Below are 16,482 nucleotides of genomic sequence, written 5' to 3'. Positions count from 1 at the left end.
GGTCCCCGCCGCGACGACCGGGACCGTGACCGCGGCGGCTTCCGGCGCGACGACCGCGGTGACCGCGGCGACCGCGGCGGCTTCCGCCAGGACGACCGGCGCGACGACCGCCGCGACGACCGCGGTGACCGTCCCTCGTTCCGCCGCGACGACCGCCGCGACGACCGCGGTGACCGTCCGTCGTTCCGCCGGGACGACCGGCGTGACGACCGCCGTGACGGGGACCGTGGTGGGTTCCGTCGGGACGACCGTGGTGGCCGCAGCGACCGTGGGGACCGCGGTGGCTTCCGTCGGGACGACCGCGGTGGGCGGCCCGGTGGGTTCCGTGGACGGGACGACCGTGGTGGCCGCGACGACCGGCGGGGTGGCGGCGGACACGGCCGCCGTGACGACCGCGACCGCTACGGCGACCGCGACCGTGAGCCGATCAAGCGGCTGCCGATCCCCGAGGACGTCTCGGGCGACGAGATCGACAAGGACGTACGGCAGGAGCTGCAGAGCCTGCCGAAGACGCTCGCGGAGGACGTCGCCAAGAACCTGGTGATGGTCGCGCGGCTCATCGACGAGGACCCCGAGGGCGCGTACGGCTACTCCAAGGTGGCCCTGCGTCTCGCGTCGCGCGTCGCCGCCGTACGGGAGGCCGCCGGTTTCGCCGCCTACGCGAACCAGAAGTACGCCGAGGCGCTCGGGGAGTTCCGGGCCGCGCGGCGGATGACCGGGACCGTGGAGCTGTGGCCGCTCATGGCCGACTGCGAGCGTGGGCTCGGGCGGCCGGAGAAGGCGCTGGACATGGCCGGGGCGCCCGAGGTGCAGAAGCTGGACAAGGCCGGACAGGTGGAGATGCGGCTCGTCGCGGCCGGCGCCCGGCGTGACATGGGGCAGCTGGACGCGGCCATCGTGACGCTGCAGAGCCCCGAGCTGGCCTCCAACTCCGTACAGCCGTGGACCGCGCGGCTGCGGTACGCCTATGCCGACGCGCTGCTGGCGGCCGGGCGGGAGAGCGAGGCACGGGAGTGGTTCGCGAAGGCCATCGAGTCCGACAAGGACGGCAGCACGGACGCCTCGGACCGGCTCGCGGAGCTGGACGGTGTCGACTTCGTCGACGCTCTCGGTGACGAGGAGGCCGAGGCTCCCGAGGACGTGACCGGGACTCGCGACGACGAGACCGGCACTCCGGACGTCTCCGACGACAAGGAGTAGGCGCGCATGAGAAGGGGCGGATCCCGATGGGGTCCGCCCCTTCTCGCGTTTACAGGTCCAGTGCGCGCAGGACCAGGCCCGAGGCCGGTTTCGGGCCGAACGACGTGGACTTGCGGGGCATCGTGACGCCCTGGCGGGCCAGGTCGCGGACGACCTCCTCGCGGACCGGGTGCATCAGTACGGCCGTACCCCCGTCGCGTTCCGCCTTGCGGACGGTGGCCGCCGCGTCGTGGATGTAGGCGATGCGGGTGGGGTCGTCCTCGGGGATGTGCCAGACGTGGTCGAGGAGCGTGGCGTGCAGGACCGTGGCGTCCAGGGTGCGCCACGCGCGCGGGCGGTCGGCCGGGATCGTGCGGGCGAGGAGGTCCGGGTCCGGCTGGTCCACGAGGTGGAAGGAGCCGTCGCCGGCGAGCAGGAAGGCGTTGCCCGCGCGGGCGGCCTCGGCGAGGGCTTCCAGGGCATGCGGGAGGGGACCGTCAACCTGCCGTACGCGGAACCGGCCCTCCAGGTGTGCCACCGCGTCCTCGACCGCCAGGCCGTGCAGGAGGCGGTGGATGGCGCGCACGCGCAAGGGGTAGCGGGCCGTGTCGACGAGGAGGACCAGGCCGTAGTCCCAGGGGCTGGGGGAGGGGTGCTCCGCGCGTAGCCGGCGGTAGGTCGCCCAGCGGTGGTGGCCGTCGGCGATCAGGGCCTGGTGGCGGGCCAGGTCGGACTGGATGCGGGTCAGGTCCTCGGGGGCGGTGATCGCCCAGAGGCGGTGGCGGAAGCCGTCCTCGGTGGTGGTGGCCAGCAGCGGGGGCTGCTCGATGACGCGTTCGAGCACGGCGGAGGTGTCGGCGGCCGAGCCGTTGCCCCGGTAGGTGAGGAGCAGGGGTTCCAGGTTCGCCGAGGTGGCGCGCATCAGGCCCGCGCGGTCTGCCACCACATGAGGCATGACGTCCTCATGGGGCAGGACCACATGTTCCGAGGGTTCCGACAGGCGCAGGGCGCCGATGACTCCGCGCTGGAGCAGGCCGCTCGCGTCGCTCTGTTCGTAGACGTACAGCCCGGGTTCGTCGTCGGCGGCCAGGACGCCCTCGGAGAGCCAGCGGCGCAGAGTCTCGGCCGCCTGTTCGTTGCGGGTGCTCGGGGTGCCGGCCTGGGGGAGGATCAGGCGGACGATGTTGTGCGGGTCGGCGTCCTGGAGGTGGTGCAGGCCGTCGGGGCGGACGACGACGTCGTACGGCGGGGATGTCACGGCTGCCAGGCTGCCGACCCGGTCGGGGTCATAGCGAAGGCCTCTGAACGGGGTGAGTTCGAGGCCCCGGCGCGCCTTTGCTTCCGGGTGACCTGCTGTGTTCATCCCGGCATCGTACGTGTGTCAGCGGCATGCGCGATGATCGGGGGAAAGCCGTCGAACGAGGAGCGATGCGGAATGAGCCAGACCGTCAGGACGAGCCCCGCGGGCAGTGGCCGAGCCCTGAGCGAGGCGTACGACACGGCGCTGCTCGACCTGGACGGGGTGGTGTACGCGGGTGGGAACGCGATCGTGCACGCGGTCGAGTCGCTGGCCACGGCCCGCGAGGGCGGGATGCATCTGGCGTACGTCACCAACAACGCCCTGCGGACCCCGGACACGGTGGCCGGGCATCTGACCGAGTTGGGCATACCGACCGACGCGGGGGACGTGATCACCTCGGCGCAGGCGGTGGCGCGGCTGATCAGTGAGCAGGTGCCGGAGGGTTCCCGGGTGCTGGTCATCGGCGGCGAGGGGCTGCGGGTGGCGCTGCGCGAGCGGGGGCTCGTCCCCGTGGAGTCCGCGGACGACGATCCTGCGGCGGTCGTGCAGGGGTACGGCGGGCCGGACCTGGCGTGGGGCCGGTTCGCCGAGGCCAGTTACGCCGTCGCGCGCGGGGTGCCGTGGTTCGCGTCCAACACCGATCTGACGATTCCGAGCGGGCGCGGGATCGCGCCGGGCAACGGCGCCGCTGTGGAGGTCGTGCGGATCGCCACCGGTGCCGAGCCGCAGGTGGCGGGCAAGCCGCTGCCCCCGATGCACCGGGAGACGATCCTGCGCACCGGTGCCGAGCGGCCGTTGGTCGTGGGGGACCGGCTGGACACGGACATCGAGGGGGCGTTCAACGGCGAGGTCGACTCGCTGCTGGTGCTGACCGGTGTCACCGACGGTGCCCAGCTGCTGGCGGCGCCGCCGCAGCACCGGCCGACGTATGTGGACGCCGATCTGCGCGGGATGCTCACCGGGCAGCCGGAGGTCGAGGCCGAGGGGGACGGCTTCCGGTGCGGTGGCTGGACCGCGACGGCCGGGGCCGACCGGCTCGAGCTGACGGGTGAGGGCGAGGCGCTCGACGGGCTGCGCGCGCTGTGTGCCGCGGCCTGGACGGCGGCCGGCGAGGGTTCGTGCGCGCTCGACGCGGGGAAGGCGCTGGCGAGGCTGGGGCTGTGAGCCCCGGTCGGGGTCTGCCCAGGTGGTGCCCGCCTCGCCATCGAGATCAATGCGAGGGTAGGCTAACCTAACCGGGTGTTGGTCGACAGTCCTCCTGAACAGCGCGCGGAAACCGCCCCCGCGCCTCCAACCCGCCGGGCGATACGTCCTCTTGGGCTGCTCCTTTCCGCCCTGCTCCTGCTGCTCGTGGCACTGGCGAGCATCGCGATCGGGGCGAAGGACCTTTCCCTGGCGCAGGTCTGGCACGGCCTGTTCCAGGACACGGGGACGTACGGCGACGTCGTCGTCGACGAGCGGGTCTCGCGGACCGTGATGGGGCTGCTGGCCGGTGCCGCGCTCGGCCTCGCGGGGGCCGTCCTCCAAGCGCTCACCCGCAATCCGCTGGCCGATCCCGGACTGCTCGGCATCAACGCCGGTGCCTCCGCCGCCGTGGTCACCGCCATCACCTTCCTCGGCGTCACCACGGTGAGTGGCTACGTCTGGTTCGCCTTCTTCGGCGCCGCCGCCGTCGGGGCGCTGGTCTGGTTCCTCGGCGGCAGCCGGGGCGCGACGCCGGTCCGGCTGGCGCTCGCGGGCACCGCGATCAGCGCCGCGCTCTACGGCTATCTCCAGGCCGTCATGATCTCGGACGACGCCGCGCTCGGCCGGATGCGGTTCTGGACCGTGGGCGCGCTGTCCACGGCGACCGACTCGACCATCAAGCAGGTGCTGCCGTTCCTGGTCGTCGGCATGGTCCTCGCCCTCGCCCTGGCCCGGCCGCTGAACGCCATGGCCATGGGCGACGACACCGCCAAGGCCCTCGGCGCCCACCTCAACCGCACCCGGGCGCTGTCCATGCTGGCCGCCACCGTGCTGTGCGGGGCCGCGACCGCCGCCTGCGGACCGATCGTGTTCGTCGGCCTGATGGTGCCGCACGTCGTGCGCTCCTTCACCGGACCGGACATGCGCTGGATCCTGCCGTACGCCGGTGTCCTGTCGCCCGTGCTGCTGCTCGGCGCCGATGTCCTCGGACGCGTCATCGCCCGGCCCTCCGAGATCCAGGTCGGCATCATCACCGCGATCCTCGGTGGCCCGGTGTTCATCTTGCTCGTACGACGGCGGAGGACGGCGCAGCTGTGAAGACCAACCGTGCTGTGCGGACCCCGGGCGGGCTCTCGGTCCGCTTCGACGTCCGTGCCCTGACCGTCGTGGCCCTGCTGCTGCTCGCCGCGCTCGCCGCGAGCGTCGTGCTGATCGGTACCGGGGACTTCCCGATCTCGGCCGGCGACGTGCTCAAGACGCTGGCCGGGAACGGGGACGCGGGGCAGGAGTTCATCGTCAACGAGCTGCGGCTGCCCCGGGTGCTCGTCGGACTGCTGGTGGGAGCCTCGCTCGGACTCGGCGGCGCGCTGTTCCAGGCCGTCTCGCGCAACCCGCTGGGCAGCCCGGACATCCTCGGCCTCGGCCAGGGCGCCACCGCCGGGGCGCTCACGATGATCGTGCTGTTCTCCGGGAGCGCGGCGCAGGTGACCGTCGGTGCGCTCGTGGGCGGCCTGGTGACCGGTCTTGCCATCTATCTGCTCGCCTGGAAGCAGGGCGTGCACGGGTATCGGCTGGTCCTGGTCGGTATCGGTATGTCCGCGATCCTCACCGCCGTCAACGGCTATCTGCTCACCGTCTCCGACATCGTCGACGCGGCCCGTTCGGTCGTCTGGATGACCGGTTCCCTCAGCGGCCGGGACTGGACCCAGGTCTGGCCGCTGCTGGCGCTGTGCGCCGTGCTCGTACCGCTCGTCCTCGGCAACGCCCGGGCGCTGCGGATGATGGAGATGGGCGACGACGTCTCCAACGCACTCGGCGTGCGGGTCGAGCGAGTGCGGGCGCTGCTGATGGTGTCCGCCGTCCTGCTCACCGCCGCCGCCACGGCCGCCGCCGGACCGGTCAGCTTCGTCGCGCTCACCGCCCCCCAGCTCGCCCGGCGCCTGACCCGCTCGCCCGGCCCGAACCTGGTGCCGTCGCTGTGCATGGGCGCCGCTCTGCTCGTCACCGCCGACTGGGCATCGCAGCGGATCTTCGGCGCCGACCAGATGCCGGTGGGCGTGGTCACCGGTGTGGTGGGCGGCGGCTATCTGCTGTGGCTGCTGGTCACCGAGCGCAGGGCGGGCCGGATATGAGCGGCACCGCGCACAAGAACAGCACCAGCAGCACAAGGAGCACCGTGAACCGCCTGTCCGCCGAGAACGTCACCCTCGCCTACGACCAGCGGGTCATCGCCGAGCAGCTCTCGGTGGAGATCCCCGACAACTCGTTCACGGTGATCGTCGGCCCCAACGCCTGCGGCAAGTCCACCCTGCTGCGGGCGCTGTCCCGGATGCTCAAGCCGAGTCAGGGCCGGGTGCTGCTGGACGGGCAGGTCATCCAGTCGATGCCGGCGAAGAAGGTCGCGCGGACGCTGGGTCTGCTGCCGCAGTCCTCCATCGCGCCCGACGGCATCACCGTCGGCGACCTGGTGGGCCGCGGCCGGTACCCGCACCAGGGGCTCCTGCGCCAGTGGTCCACCGAGGACGAGCGGGTCGTGCAGGAGTCGATGCGGCAGACCGGGGTCGCCGAGCTGGCCGACCGCTACGTCGACGAACTCTCCGGCGGCCAGCGGCAGCGCGTGTGGATCGCGATGGCGCTCGCCCAGCAGACGCCGCTGCTGCTGCTCGACGAGCCGACCACCTACCTCGACATCCAGCACCAGATCGACGTCCTCGACCTGTGCGCGGAACTGCACGAGGAGCAGGGCCGCACGCTGGTCGCGGTGCTGCACGACCTCAACCACGCCGCCCGGTACGCCACCCACCTGATCGCCCTGAAGGGCGGCGAGGTCATCGCCGAGGGCGCGCCGAACGACATCGTCACGGCCGAGCTGGTCGAGGAGGTCTTCGGGCTGCGCTGCCAGATCATCGACGACCCGGAGACGGGCACGCCGCTGGTGGTGCCGGCCGCGCGCAAGGCACGTACCGGGACCCACGTGAAGAAGGTGGCGGCTACAGAAGCTTCCTGAGGACCAGCAGGTCCCGCACGCCCGCGTGCAGCTTCACCCGGCCCGAACCCCAGGCCCTGGCGAAGTGCAGTTCGCCGCCGACCAGTGCCACCAGGTCGTCGCCGGTCATGGCCAGTCTGATCTGGGCCTTCTGGGGCGGCGGACCCTGAAGGGTGTCGTGCACATGGATCCGGCCGCCCTGGAGGCGGCCGGCGAAGGTGACGTCCAGGTCGGTGATGTGACAGCTCACCGAGCGGTCCAGGGCCGCGGCGGCGGCTACGTCCCCTTCGGCGTGCTGCATGTTGTCCGAGAGCTTCTCGAGTGCGGCGCGGCACTCTTCGATCGTGGCCATCGCGATCGACGGTACACCGGCGCCACGAGGTAGCGTCTGGGCATGAGCGACTCTGTGCCGGAGACCGAGGCTCCCCAGGAGGCGGCGGTCGACCTCGCCCACGACCCTGCCGCCCCGGCCCCCCTGGGCGTGGCCCGCACGCCCACCGGCAACGCCGAGGTCGACTCCCAGCTGGAACGGCTGGCCGACGCCGACCACCTCGCCACGGACGGACACGTCGAGGTGTACGAGGATGTACACCGGGGGCTGCGCGACGCGCTCACCGCGCTCGACGCCCGCCCGGGACCTCCGGTGCCCCCTTCGTCGCACATCAGTAGGAGCTGAACCGAACGTGGCAGGAGTCGCTCGTCGCCGTCTGGACGCGGAGCTGGTCCGCCGGAAGCTCGCGCGCTCGCGCGAGCACGCCAGCCAGCTGATCGCCGCCGGGCGGGTCACCGTCGGCAAGACCGTCGCGACCAAGCCGGCCACCCAGGTGGAGACCGCTGCCGCGATCGTCGTCTCCGCCGACGACAGCGATCCCGAGTACGTCTCGCGCGGCGGCCACAAGCTCGCCGGGGCGCTGGAGGCGTTCGTCCCGCAGGGACTCGTCGTCAAGGGGCGGCGGGCGCTGGACGCGGGGGCGTCCACCGGTGGCTTCACGGACGTACTGCTGCGGGCGGGGGCCGCGCACGTCGTCGCCGTGGACGTCGGCTACGGGCAACTCGCCTGGACTCTGCAGAGTGATGAACGCGTCACCGTCAAGGACCGTACGAACGTACGCGAGTTGACGCTCGAAGCGATCGATGGGGAGCCAGTGGATCTTGTCGTGGGGGATCTGTCCTTCATCCCGCTCGGACTGGTGCTGCCCGCCCTTGCGCGGTGTGTGAAGCCGGACGCCGATCTGGTGATGATGGTCAAGCCGCAGTTCGAGGTGGGCAAGGAGCGCCTCGGCAGCGGGGGTGTGGTGCGCAGCCCGGAACTGCGCGCCGAGGCCGTACGGGGAGTCGCACAGCGGGCCTGGGAGCTGGGGCTCGGGGTGCGAGGGGTGACGGCGAGTCCGTTGCCGGGACCTTCCGGGAATGTCGAGTACTTTCTGTGGCTGCGGTCCGGGGCACCGGAACTGGACCCGGCCGACGTTGACCGTGCAGTGGCGGAGGGGCCGCGTTGACACAGAACCGAGCTCGTACTGTTTTCCTGCTGGCCCACACCGGTCGGCCGGCGGCGATCCGCAGCGCCGAGCTGGTGGTGAAGGGGCTGCTGCGTGAGGGTATCGGCGTGCGGGTGCTGGAGGCGGAGGCCGCCGATCTGCCGCTGCCGGAGAGCGTGGAGCTGGTCAGGGAGGCCACTCCGCAGTGCCTGGACGGGTGCGAGCTGCTGATCGTGCTCGGGGGTGACGGGACGCTGCTGCGGGGGGCGGAGTTCGCGAGGGCGTCCGGGGTGCCGATGCTCGGCGTCAACCTCGGGCGGGTGGGATTCCTCGCGGAGGCCGAGCGGGACGATCTCGACAAGGTCGTCGACCGGGTGGTCACCAAGGCGTACGAGGTCGAGGAGCGGATGACGGTCGATGTCGTCGTCCACCAGAACGGCGACATCGTGCACACGGACTGGGCGCTGAACGAGGCGGCGGTGCAGAAGGCCGGCGCCGAGAAGCTGCTGGAAGTCGTGCTGGAGATCGACGGACGGCCGGTGACGGGGTTCGGGTGCGACGGCATCGTGCTGTCCACTCCCACGGGGTCCACGGCGTACGCCTTCTCCGCCGGTGGGCCGGTGGTGTGGCCCGAGGTGGAGGCGCTGTTGATGGTGCCGATCTCCGCGCACGCCTTGTTCGCCAAGCCGTTGGTGACCTCCCCGGACTCCGTGCTCGCGGTCGAGGTGCTGCCGCACATTCCGCCGGGTGTGCTGTGGTGCGACGGGCGGCGGACCGTGGAGTTGCCTCCCGGGGCGCGGGTCGAGGTGCGGCGCGGGGCCGTGCCGGTGCGGCTGGCCCGGTTGCATCACGCCTCGTTCACGGACCGTCTTGTCGCGAAGTTCGCGCTGCCCGTTTCCGGGTGGCGCGGGGCGCCGCACTAGCAGGGTCCACTCCCCCGGGTGACAGGGCGCCTCGCATCCCGGCGCCCTTACCTCGTATGGTCGTGCCGTGCTGGAAGAGATGCGGATACGGTCCCTCGGAGTCATCGACGACGCGGTCGTCGAGTTGTCGCCGGGGTTCACCGCCGTGACGGGTGAGACGGGTGCGGGCAAGACCATGGTGGTCACCAGCCTCGGGTTGCTGCTCGGCGGTCGGGCGGATGCGGCGCTCGTGCGGATCGGCGCCGAGAAGGCGGTCGTCGAGGGACGGGTCACCGTGCCCTCGGGCACCTCGGCCGTCGTGCGGGCCGAGGAGGCCGGGGCCGAGCTGGACGACGGGGCGCTGCTGATCAGCCGTACCGTTTCGGCCGAGGGACGGTCGCGGGCCCATGTCGGGGGCCGCAGTGTCCCCGTGGGGCTGCTCGCCGAGCTGGCCGACGACCTGGTGGCCGTGCACGGGCAGACCGATCAGCAGGGGCTGCTGAAGCTGTCCCGGCAGCGGCAGGCGCTCGACCGGTACGCCGGGGACGCCGTCGCCGTGCCGCTCGCCAAGTACGGCGAGGCCTACCGGCGCCTGCGGGCCGTGGCCACCGAGCTGGACGAGATCACCACGCGCGCGCGTGAGCGGGCCCAGGAGGCCGACATGCTGCGCTTCGGGCTCGACGAGATCGCCGGCGTCGAACCGCGCGCCGGGGAGGACGTGGAGCTGGCGGAGGAGGCGGAGCGGCTCGGACACGCCGAGGCGCTGTCGTCCGCCGCCACGGCCGCGCACGCCGCGCTCGCGGGCAACCCCGAGGACCCCGAGGGCATCGACGCGGCGACGCTGGTGGCGGGAGCCCAGCGGGCCCTGGACGCCGTACGGTCGCATGACCCGGCCCTCGCCGCGCTCGCGGACCGGATCGGCGAGATCGGGATCCTGCTCGGCGATGTGGCAGGGGAGTTGGCGGGTTACGCCGACGACCTCGACGCGGATCCGCTGCGGCTGTCCGCCGTGGAGGAACGGCGGGCCGCTCTGACGGCTCTGACGCGGAAGTACGGCGAGAACGTCGCCGCCGTGCTGGCGTGGGCCGAGCAGGGCGCGGCGCGGCTGACCGAGCTGGACGGCGACGACGAGCGGATCGACGAGCTCACGGCGGAGCGGGACGCGCTGCGCGTCGAACTGGGCGGGCTCGCGCAGGCCTTGACCGACGCGCGCACCGAGGCCGCCGACCGGTTCGCGGCCGCGGTGACCGCCGAGCTGGCCTCGCTGGCCATGCCGCACGCGCGCGTGTCCTTCGACATCCGGCAGAGCGAGGACCCGGAGGGCGTGGAGGTCGGCGGTCGTACGGTCGCGTACGGGCCGTCCGGCGCGGACGAGGTCGAGCTGCTGCTCGCCCCCCATCCCGGGGCGCCGCCGAGGCCGATCGCCAAGGGCGCGTCCGGCGGTGAGCTGTCGCGCGTGATGCTGGCCGTGGAGGTCGTGTTCGCGGGGACGGATCCTGTGCCGACCTACCTCTTCGACGAGGTCGACGCGGGTGTCGGTGGCAAGGCTGCGGTGGAGATCGGGCGGCGGCTGGCGAAGCTGGCCAAGACGGCTCAGGTCGTCGTCGTCACGCATCTTCCGCAGGTCGCCGCCTTCGCCGACCGGCAGTTGCTGGTGGAGAAGACCAACGACGGGTCCGTCACGCGGTCCGGTGTGAAGGTGCTCGAAGGGGAGGACCGGATCCGGGAGCTGTCCCGGATGCTGGCGGGGCAGGAGGACTCGGAGACCGCTCGGGCCCATGCGGAGGAGTTGCTGGCGACGGCTCGGGCGGACGGATAAGCCCGCGTAGGGTGGTTCGATGATCATTCGTGCTGCCCTCACGGCCCTGCTCACTCGCGCCGGTACGTCCGCGCTCCGCGCCAACACCCCCGGCGGGCGTGAGCGTTGGGAGCGGACCAATCACGCCGGGCGTACCGTCGATCTCTGTGCCGGGGCCGCCGGTGCGCTCGCCGTAACTCTCACCAGTGGGCTGGTCGACGGCCCCGGAGGGCGGCACGCCGTCTCCGTGAAGCGGCTGCGGGCCGTCGGGGTTCCCGTGCTGCTCGCCGGGGTCTGCGGGGCGTACGACGATGTCGTCGGTGCCGGGGACTCCCGCCGCGGGTTTCGGGCTCATCTGTCGGCTCTGAAGGACGGGGAAGTCACCAGCGGGGCCGTGAAGTTGTTCGGGGTCGGGGCCGCCGGGCTTCTCGCGGGGGCTCTGCTCAAGGAGCGGGCCGTGGACAAGGTGCTCGCCGGGGTCGTCGTCGCCGGGGCCGCGCACTTCGTCAACCTCGTGGACGTACGGCCCGGGCGGGCCGTGGGTGTCGTGCTCGCGCTCGGGGCGCCGGGGCTGGTGCGGGGCGGGGCGGCGGGGGAGTTGTCCGCCGCCGCGATGGGGGCAGCGGCGGCCGTGCTGCCGGACGACGTCGGGGAGCGGTCGATGCTCGGGGACACGGGTGCGCATGCGCTGGGGGCCGCGCTGGGCGCCGCCTTCGTCGCCGGCAACGGGCGTGCCGGGCTCGTCGCCCATGCCGCCGCGCTGGTCGCCGCCGCCGTCCAGGGGGACAGGGTGAGCGACCTGGCGCGGTCGCGAATCGCGGACATCCGTCCGATGGCTCACCCGAGTGGGTGATGGGCTGCGACCGCGGCCGTCGTCCCTTCGTTCCCGGAACCGCCGTCCGTCCTGGCATCCTTGGCAGTGCATCTCGTACGCGCAGGGACCCTCGCGGTTCACCCCCTCCGCTCGATACTTCTGTACTTTCTTCGTGACCGCCCGACCCCGAACCAGGAGCCCGGCCACGTGACCCCCGTGAGCAGCCACTCACCGCACGGCCAGTCGCCGCTGCGCACCGTGCAGGTGCTGGGCGGCGGCAACGCCGGCAGCAGCGTGCACGTGCGGTCGCTGGCGTCGGGGCTCGTCGCGAGGGGCGTGCGGGTCACCGTGTGCGCCCCCACCGAGGCCGATCACCTCTACGGCTTCAGCGGCGTCGGCGCCGCGCACGTGCACGTGCCGCGCAGCAGCGACCCGGGTTCCGTGGCCGCGCTCCGGGCGGCCTGCGCGGACGCCGACCTGGTGCACGCGCACGGGCTGCACGCCTCCTTCCGGACCGTGCTCGCGCTCAGCGGCCGACGCACGCCCCTGGTCGTCACCTGGCACGACCGGGCGCACGCGGAGGGCGCCCGCGCCCATCTCGTACGACTGCTGGAGCGGCGCGTGGTGAAGGCGGCCTCCGTCGTCCTCGGCACGACCTCCGCGCTCGTGGACCGGGCCCGGCGCACCGGGGCCCGGGACGCGCGGCTCGCCGCCGTCTCGCTGCCCGGGCCCCGGCGCCCCGCCGAGAACGAGCACGAGGAGGCCGAGCGGCTCAGGCCCAAGGTGCGGGCCGAACTCGGCGCCACCGGACGCCCGTTGCTGATCGCCGTCGGCTCGCTCGAACGGCATCGCGGGTACGACGTCCTGCTGGACGCCTCCCGCGCGTGGCGCCGGCTCGACCCCCTGCCGCTCGTCGTCATCGCGGGCGAGGGGCCGCTGCGGGGCGAACTCCAGGACCGTATCGCGGAGGAGGAGCTGCCGGTGCGGCTCATCGGGCGCCGGGACGACGTGCGCGAACTGCTCGCCGCCGCCGACCTCGCCCTGCTGCCCAGCCGGTGGGAGGCGCGGTCCGTCCTCGCGCAGGAAGCCCTGCACGCGCGCGTGCCGCTCATCGCGACGGAGGTCGGCGGACTGCCCGAACTCGTCGGCGACGGCGCCGAACTCGTCCGGCCCGGCGATCCCGAGGCGCTCGCCGCCGCCGTCACCCGACTGCTCGACGATCCCGCGCGCTGTGAACTGCTCAGGGCGCGGGGGCTGCGGCAGGCCGCCACGTGGCCGACCGAGGACGAGACCGTCGCCCAAGTGCTCAGCGTGTACGACGAGTTGACCCAGCACCGGCCGTTCATCTAGAGCCGGGTCGGCCCCAGCCGTTCATTTGAGCCGCCGACCCTGGCCCTACATTTCAGCCACAGGCCCAAGGCCGCCGATGCCGAGCCCTTGAGCTAGGGCACATGGCGGCGCGCCCGCAGGGCCAGGCTCAGTGCCAAAACCGCCTGGGGGTCGTCCAGGTCCGTGCCGAGCAACTCCCCGATGCGGGCAAGGCGGTTGTACAGGGTCTGCCGGTTGAGGTGCAGTTCGCGGGCCGTCTCCGCCTTGCGCCCCGCGTGCGCCAGATAGGTCTGCAGCGTCGGCAGCAGCGGCGGCTTGGAGCGGGCGTCGTGCTCGCGCAGCGGGCCGATGGCGCGGTCCACGAAGGCCGAGAGGTCGGGATGGTCGCGCAGCCGCCACAGCAGCAGGTCGATGTCCAGGCGGCGGGCGTCGTACCAGGCGCGGTCGGTCAGGCCCTGCGCCGCCGTCGCCGTCTCCGCCGCGTGGCGGAGGCTCGCCGAGGCCGTCGCCCAGCCGCCCGCGACCCCGACCACCACGACCGGGGGCTGTGCTCCGGGCCGCTGCATCCCGGCCCGTTCCACTCCGGCCCGCAGCGCCGCCGCGACCCGGTCCGCGACCGCCGAGCGCTCCGACTCCGACCGCAGGCCCAGGAGAAGGGGGACGCGGCCCTCCACCGGCCGTACGCCCAGCAGCACCGGGACCCCCACCGACGCCAGCTCCTCGCCGACCGCGCGGGCCAGCACCGCCCAGCCTCCCCCGCTCTCGGCTCCGCTCGCGCGGGCGGTACCCCCACCCGGGGACAGCGCGTCGCCGAGGCGCATCACCACCGGCAGCAGCGGGCTCTCGCCCGGTTTGAAGCCGAGGACACGGGCCTGCGCGGGCGCGTCCTCCGCGGTGATCCGGCCCTCGGCGAGGTCGGTGAGGAAGTCGCCGCGGCCCCGGGCGGCCAGCTCCTCCTCCTGCCGGGCCTGCATCAGCACGACGGCGAGGATGCCCGCGGCCCGCTCCGCCGCGATCCGGTGCACCGGCGCCAGCGGAGCCCGTACGGGCAGCAGCACCAGGCGGGCGCGGACCGACCCCGTGCCCGGACCCCCGCCCGGCACGTCCACCAGCACCGAGCCCGCCGGGGCGTCCTTGTGCTGGCCGCGCAGGCCCTCCCACACCTGGAGCGGATCGGCGTTCTGCGGGCCCGCCCCCGCGGCGTACAGGAGTTGTCCGTCGGCCGTCTCCAGGAAGACCGGGTTGCCGCTGAAGTCGGCGAGGATGCGCAGCACTTGGGGGATTCCACCGCCGCCGAGCAGGGCCTCCGTGCAGCGCCGGTGGACCTCCTCGGCGCGCTGGAGGAGCGCGTAGTGGCCGTTGACGATCTCGGTGTGGATCTCCTCGGTGACCGTCACGAACGGTACCTCGCGGTGCAGTTGGACCAGCGGCAGACCGGCCGCCCGTGCCGTGTCGACGAGGGCCGCCGGAAGCCGGGTGAAGCGCGGGCCCAGCTCCACCACGAGGGCGGCGATCCCGCGCTCGGCCAGCGTGCGGACGAACGCGCGCTGTTCGGCCGGACGGGTGCCGAGGCCGTAGCCGGTGGTCAGCAGCAGCTCCCCGCCCTTGAGCAGCGAGGCGATGTTGGGCACCTCGCCCGCGTGCACCCAGCGCACGGTGCGCCCCAGACGGTCGGCGCCCGCCACGATCTCCGGGAGCCCGCCACGCAGGCCGGGCAGCTCCAGCGCCCGCCGCACGGTGATGCCGGCGCCCTGGGTGTCGAATCTGCTGTCCATACCGCTGTCCATAGCCGGACGCTACCCGCGCCCGTGCTTCCGGGACATCTCCACGCGGTTACGGAGACGATCTTCGGGCCCCGGCGCACGACAATGCGTCGCGCCCCGCGGCGAATTGCGCGACCGCGTGTCTGTTGTGGCATGCGTCACTCGACCGCAACACTGGCGCATCCGGCAGGCAAGCCGGGCGTGACCTTCGGATTTCGTTGCGAATGTACGGCGAGAGGGGCGGGAATGTCAGAGAATCCCACGCGAGAGGTCCATCGACTCAAAGCGAATTCCGTAGGTCTGGTGGGCGTGGTGTTCATGGCGGTCGCGACCGCCGCGCCGATCACCGCGATGACCGGCAACCTGCCCATCGCGGTCGGCTTCGGAAACGGCACGGGCGCGCCAGCGGGCTACCTCTTCGCGACGCTCGTGCTGACGGTGTTCTCCGTCGGCTACGTCGCCATGGCCCGCCGGATCACCGCGGCCGGTGCCTTCTACGGCTACATCTCGCACGGGCTCGGCCGGATCGCCGGCATGGCGTCCGGGATGCTCGCCGTGCTGGCGTACGTCGTGTTCGAGGCGTCCATCGTCGGTGTCTTCTCCTACTTCGCGAAGACCACCGTCCACGACCAGCTCGGCGTCGACCTGCCGTGGATCCTGTACGCGGTCGCGATGCTCGCCGTCACGGCCGTGCTCGCGTTCTTCGACATCAACCTCACCGCCAAGGCGCTCGGCGTGATGCTGATCGCGGAGATCGCCGTCCTCTTCGCGGTCGCCACCGCCGTACTCCTGAACGGCGGCGGCCCCGACGGCATCCCGATGGAGCCCATCAACCCCGCGAACGCCTTCACCGGCACCTCGGCCGGGCTCGGACTGTTCTTCGCCTTCTGGTCGTGGGTCGGCTTCGAGTCGACGGCGATGTACGGCGAGGAGTCCCGCGACCCCAAGCGGGTCATCCCGCGCGCGACGCTGATCTCGGTGATCGGGGTCGGGATCTTCTACATCTACGTCTCCTGGATGACCATCGCCGGCAACGGCCTCAAGGGCTCCGTCGAGGTCTCCTCCGGCAGCAGCCCGCTCGACCTGTTCTTCGACCCGGCGCACTCCTTCATCGGAGCCTGGGCCGTGGACACCTTCCAGTGGCTGCTGATCACCGGCTCGTTCGCCTGCGGGATGGCCTTCCACCAGTGCGCGGCGCGCTACCTGTACGCCATCGGCCGCGAGGGCTTCCTGCACCCGGCCCTCGGCCGTACCCACGCCCAGCACGGCTCGCCGCACATCGCGTCCTTCGTGCAGTCCGTCATCGCGGTCGCCCTGGTGGGAGCCTTCTGGCTGACCGACCAGGACCCGTACATCCACCTGTACACGCTGCTGGCGATCCTCGGCACGATGGCCATCCTCATCGTGCAGACCCTGTGCTCCTTCGCCGTCATCGGCTACTTCCGCAAGCACCACCCCGAGGACCGGCACTGGTTCCGGACCTTCACCGCGCCCCTGCTCGGAGGGCTCGGCATGATCGCGGTGGTGGGGCTGCTGGTCACCAACCTCGACACCGCGGCCGGTACAGCGGCGGACTCCCTGTTCTTCAAGGCCATCCCATGGATCGTCGGGCTGGTCTTCTTCGGCGGCCTGGGCCTCGGCTTCTATCTCAAGACCAAGCGGCCGGACCGCTACGAGATCATCGGCCGGATCGTGCTGGAGGACTCGGCCGAGCGCACGGAAACCCCCGTCAACGCCTGAGGAGCCAA

15 protein-coding genes are annotated in these 16,482 nt (G+C 72.6%); 12 read left to right on the top strand and 3 right to left on the bottom strand.

Going from position 1 to position 16,482, the window contains the following annotated elements:
• The first annotated feature begins 435 nt into the window (after positions 1–435).
• Positions 436–1,200 (top strand): hypothetical protein, encoded by a 765-nt coding sequence (locus tag ACWDRW_RS24540; RefSeq protein WP_451726181.1) that lies wholly within the window; start codon positions 436–438, stop codon positions 1,198–1,200.
• A gap of 49 nt (positions 1,201–1,249) precedes the next feature.
• Here the strand turns inward: ACWDRW_RS24540 and ACWDRW_RS24535 are convergent, their stop codons facing one another.
• Positions 1,250–2,542, bottom strand: coding sequence for a DUF1015 domain-containing protein (locus ACWDRW_RS24535; RefSeq protein WP_451726176.1), 1,293 nt, complete (start codon positions 2,540–2,542; stop codon positions 1,250–1,252).
• A 72-nt stretch (positions 2,543–2,614) separates the two neighbouring features.
• Here ACWDRW_RS24535 and ACWDRW_RS24530 point away from each other — a divergent pair, with 72 nt between their 5' ends.
• The 4 genes from ACWDRW_RS24530 (at position 2,615) to ACWDRW_RS24515 (ending at position 6,671) form a co-directional block, all read left to right on the top strand.
• Positions 2,615–3,643, top strand: a complete 1,029-nt coding sequence (locus ACWDRW_RS24530) for an HAD hydrolase-like protein (protein WP_451726175.1) — start codon at positions 2,615–2,617, stop codon at positions 3,641–3,643.
• A 75-nt stretch (positions 3,644–3,718) separates the two neighbouring features.
• Positions 3,719–4,762, top strand: coding sequence for a FecCD family ABC transporter permease (locus ACWDRW_RS24525; RefSeq protein ID WP_451726174.1), 1,044 nt, complete (start codon positions 3,719–3,721; stop codon positions 4,760–4,762).
• Positions 4,759–5,796: a FecCD family ABC transporter permease gene (locus ACWDRW_RS24520; RefSeq protein ID WP_451726173.1), complete on the top strand. Its 1,038-nt coding sequence runs from the start codon at positions 4,759–4,761 to the stop codon at positions 5,794–5,796. The genes ACWDRW_RS24525 and ACWDRW_RS24520 overlap by 4 nt, the downstream gene beginning before the upstream one ends.
• Positions 5,793–6,671: an ABC transporter ATP-binding protein gene (locus tag ACWDRW_RS24515; protein ID WP_451726172.1), complete on the top strand. Its 879-nt coding sequence runs from the start codon at positions 5,793–5,795 to the stop codon at positions 6,669–6,671. Before ACWDRW_RS24520 ends, ACWDRW_RS24515 begins: the two co-directional genes overlap by 4 nt.
• Here the strand turns inward: ACWDRW_RS24515 and ACWDRW_RS24510 are convergent.
• Positions 6,655–7,002: a sterol-binding protein gene (locus ACWDRW_RS24510; protein ID WP_451726171.1), complete on the bottom strand. Its 348-nt coding sequence runs from the start codon at positions 7,000–7,002 to the stop codon at positions 6,655–6,657. The genes ACWDRW_RS24515 and ACWDRW_RS24510 overlap by 17 nt on opposite strands.
• 42 nt (positions 7,003–7,044) lie before the next feature.
• On the opposite strand from ACWDRW_RS24510, the gene ACWDRW_RS24505 reads away from it, so the two are divergent.
• The 6 genes from ACWDRW_RS24505 (at position 7,045) to ACWDRW_RS24480 (ending at position 12,992) form a co-directional block, all read left to right on the top strand.
• On the top strand, positions 7,045–7,326 hold the full coding sequence (locus ACWDRW_RS24505; protein WP_451726170.1) for a hypothetical protein: 282 nt from the start codon (positions 7,045–7,047) through the stop codon (positions 7,324–7,326).
• A 7-nt stretch (positions 7,327–7,333) separates the two neighbouring features.
• Positions 7,334–8,149 (top strand): TlyA family RNA methyltransferase, encoded by an 816-nt coding sequence (locus ACWDRW_RS24500; RefSeq protein ID WP_451726169.1) that lies wholly within the window; start codon positions 7,334–7,336, stop codon positions 8,147–8,149.
• Positions 8,146–9,051: an NAD kinase gene (locus ACWDRW_RS24495; protein WP_451726168.1), complete on the top strand. Its 906-nt coding sequence runs from the start codon at positions 8,146–8,148 to the stop codon at positions 9,049–9,051. The genes ACWDRW_RS24500 and ACWDRW_RS24495 overlap by 4 nt, the downstream gene beginning before the upstream one ends.
• Positions 9,052–9,130: 79 nt before the next feature.
• On the top strand, positions 9,131–10,849 hold the full coding sequence (gene recN / locus ACWDRW_RS24490; RefSeq protein ID WP_451726180.1) for a DNA repair protein RecN: 1,719 nt from the start codon (positions 9,131–9,133) through the stop codon (positions 10,847–10,849).
• Between the two features lie 19 nt (positions 10,850–10,868).
• On the top strand, positions 10,869–11,681 hold the full coding sequence (locus ACWDRW_RS24485; protein WP_451726167.1) for a hypothetical protein: 813 nt from the start codon (positions 10,869–10,871) through the stop codon (positions 11,679–11,681).
• Positions 11,682–11,849: 168 nt separating this feature from the next.
• Positions 11,850–12,992, top strand: a complete 1,143-nt coding sequence (locus ACWDRW_RS24480; RefSeq protein WP_451726166.1) for a glycosyltransferase family 4 protein — start codon at positions 11,850–11,852, stop codon at positions 12,990–12,992.
• Positions 12,993–13,084: 92 nt separating this feature from the next.
• Here the strand turns inward: ACWDRW_RS24480 and ACWDRW_RS24475 are convergent, their stop codons facing one another.
• Positions 13,085–14,758, bottom strand: a complete 1,674-nt coding sequence (locus tag ACWDRW_RS24475) for a PucR family transcriptional regulator (protein ID WP_451726165.1) — start codon at positions 14,756–14,758, stop codon at positions 13,085–13,087.
• Positions 14,759–14,980: 222 nt separating this feature from the next.
• Here ACWDRW_RS24475 and ACWDRW_RS24470 point away from each other — a divergent pair, with 222 nt between their 5' ends.
• Complete coding sequence (locus ACWDRW_RS24470) at positions 14,981–16,474, top strand: APC family permease (RefSeq protein ID WP_451726164.1); 1,494 nt, start codon at positions 14,981–14,983, stop codon at positions 16,472–16,474.
• Positions 16,475–16,482: the final 8 nt, after the last annotated feature.

This window comes from Streptomyces sp. NPDC003635 (genome assembly GCF_053587635.1).
This window is presented reverse-complemented; position numbering and strand designations above follow the sequence as displayed.

What these genes read in the sequence shown, in the direction of transcription:
- ACWDRW_RS24485 (WP_451726167.1), top strand. Translation starts at nt 10,869, where the DNA reads ATGATCATTCGTGCTGCCCTCACGGCCCTGCTCACTCGCGCCGGTACG.
- ACWDRW_RS24505 (WP_451726170.1), top strand. Translation starts at nt 7,045, where the DNA reads ATGAGCGACTCTGTGCCGGAGACCGAGGCTCCCCAGGAGGCGGCGGTC.
- ACWDRW_RS24470 (WP_451726164.1), top strand. Translation starts at nt 14,981, where the DNA reads ATGTCAGAGAATCCCACGCGAGAGGTCCATCGACTCAAAGCGAATTCC.
- ACWDRW_RS24515 (WP_451726172.1), top strand. Translation starts at nt 5,793, where the DNA reads ATGAGCGGCACCGCGCACAAGAACAGCACCAGCAGCACAAGGAGCACC.
- recN (WP_451726180.1), top strand. Translation starts at nt 9,131, where the DNA reads ATGCGGATACGGTCCCTCGGAGTCATCGACGACGCGGTCGTCGAGTTG.
- ACWDRW_RS24510 (WP_451726171.1), bottom strand. Translation starts at nt 7,002, where the DNA reads ATGGCCACGATCGAAGAGTGCCGCGCCGCACTCGAGAAGCTCTCGGAC.
- ACWDRW_RS24475 (WP_451726165.1), bottom strand. Translation starts at nt 14,758, where the DNA reads ATGGACAGCGGTATGGACAGCAGATTCGACACCCAGGGCGCCGGCATC.
- ACWDRW_RS24535 (WP_451726176.1), bottom strand. Translation starts at nt 2,542, where the DNA reads ATGAACACAGCAGGTCACCCGGAAGCAAAGGCGCGCCGGGGCCTCGAA.
- ACWDRW_RS24530 (WP_451726175.1), top strand. Translation starts at nt 2,615, where the DNA reads ATGAGCCAGACCGTCAGGACGAGCCCCGCGGGCAGTGGCCGAGCCCTG.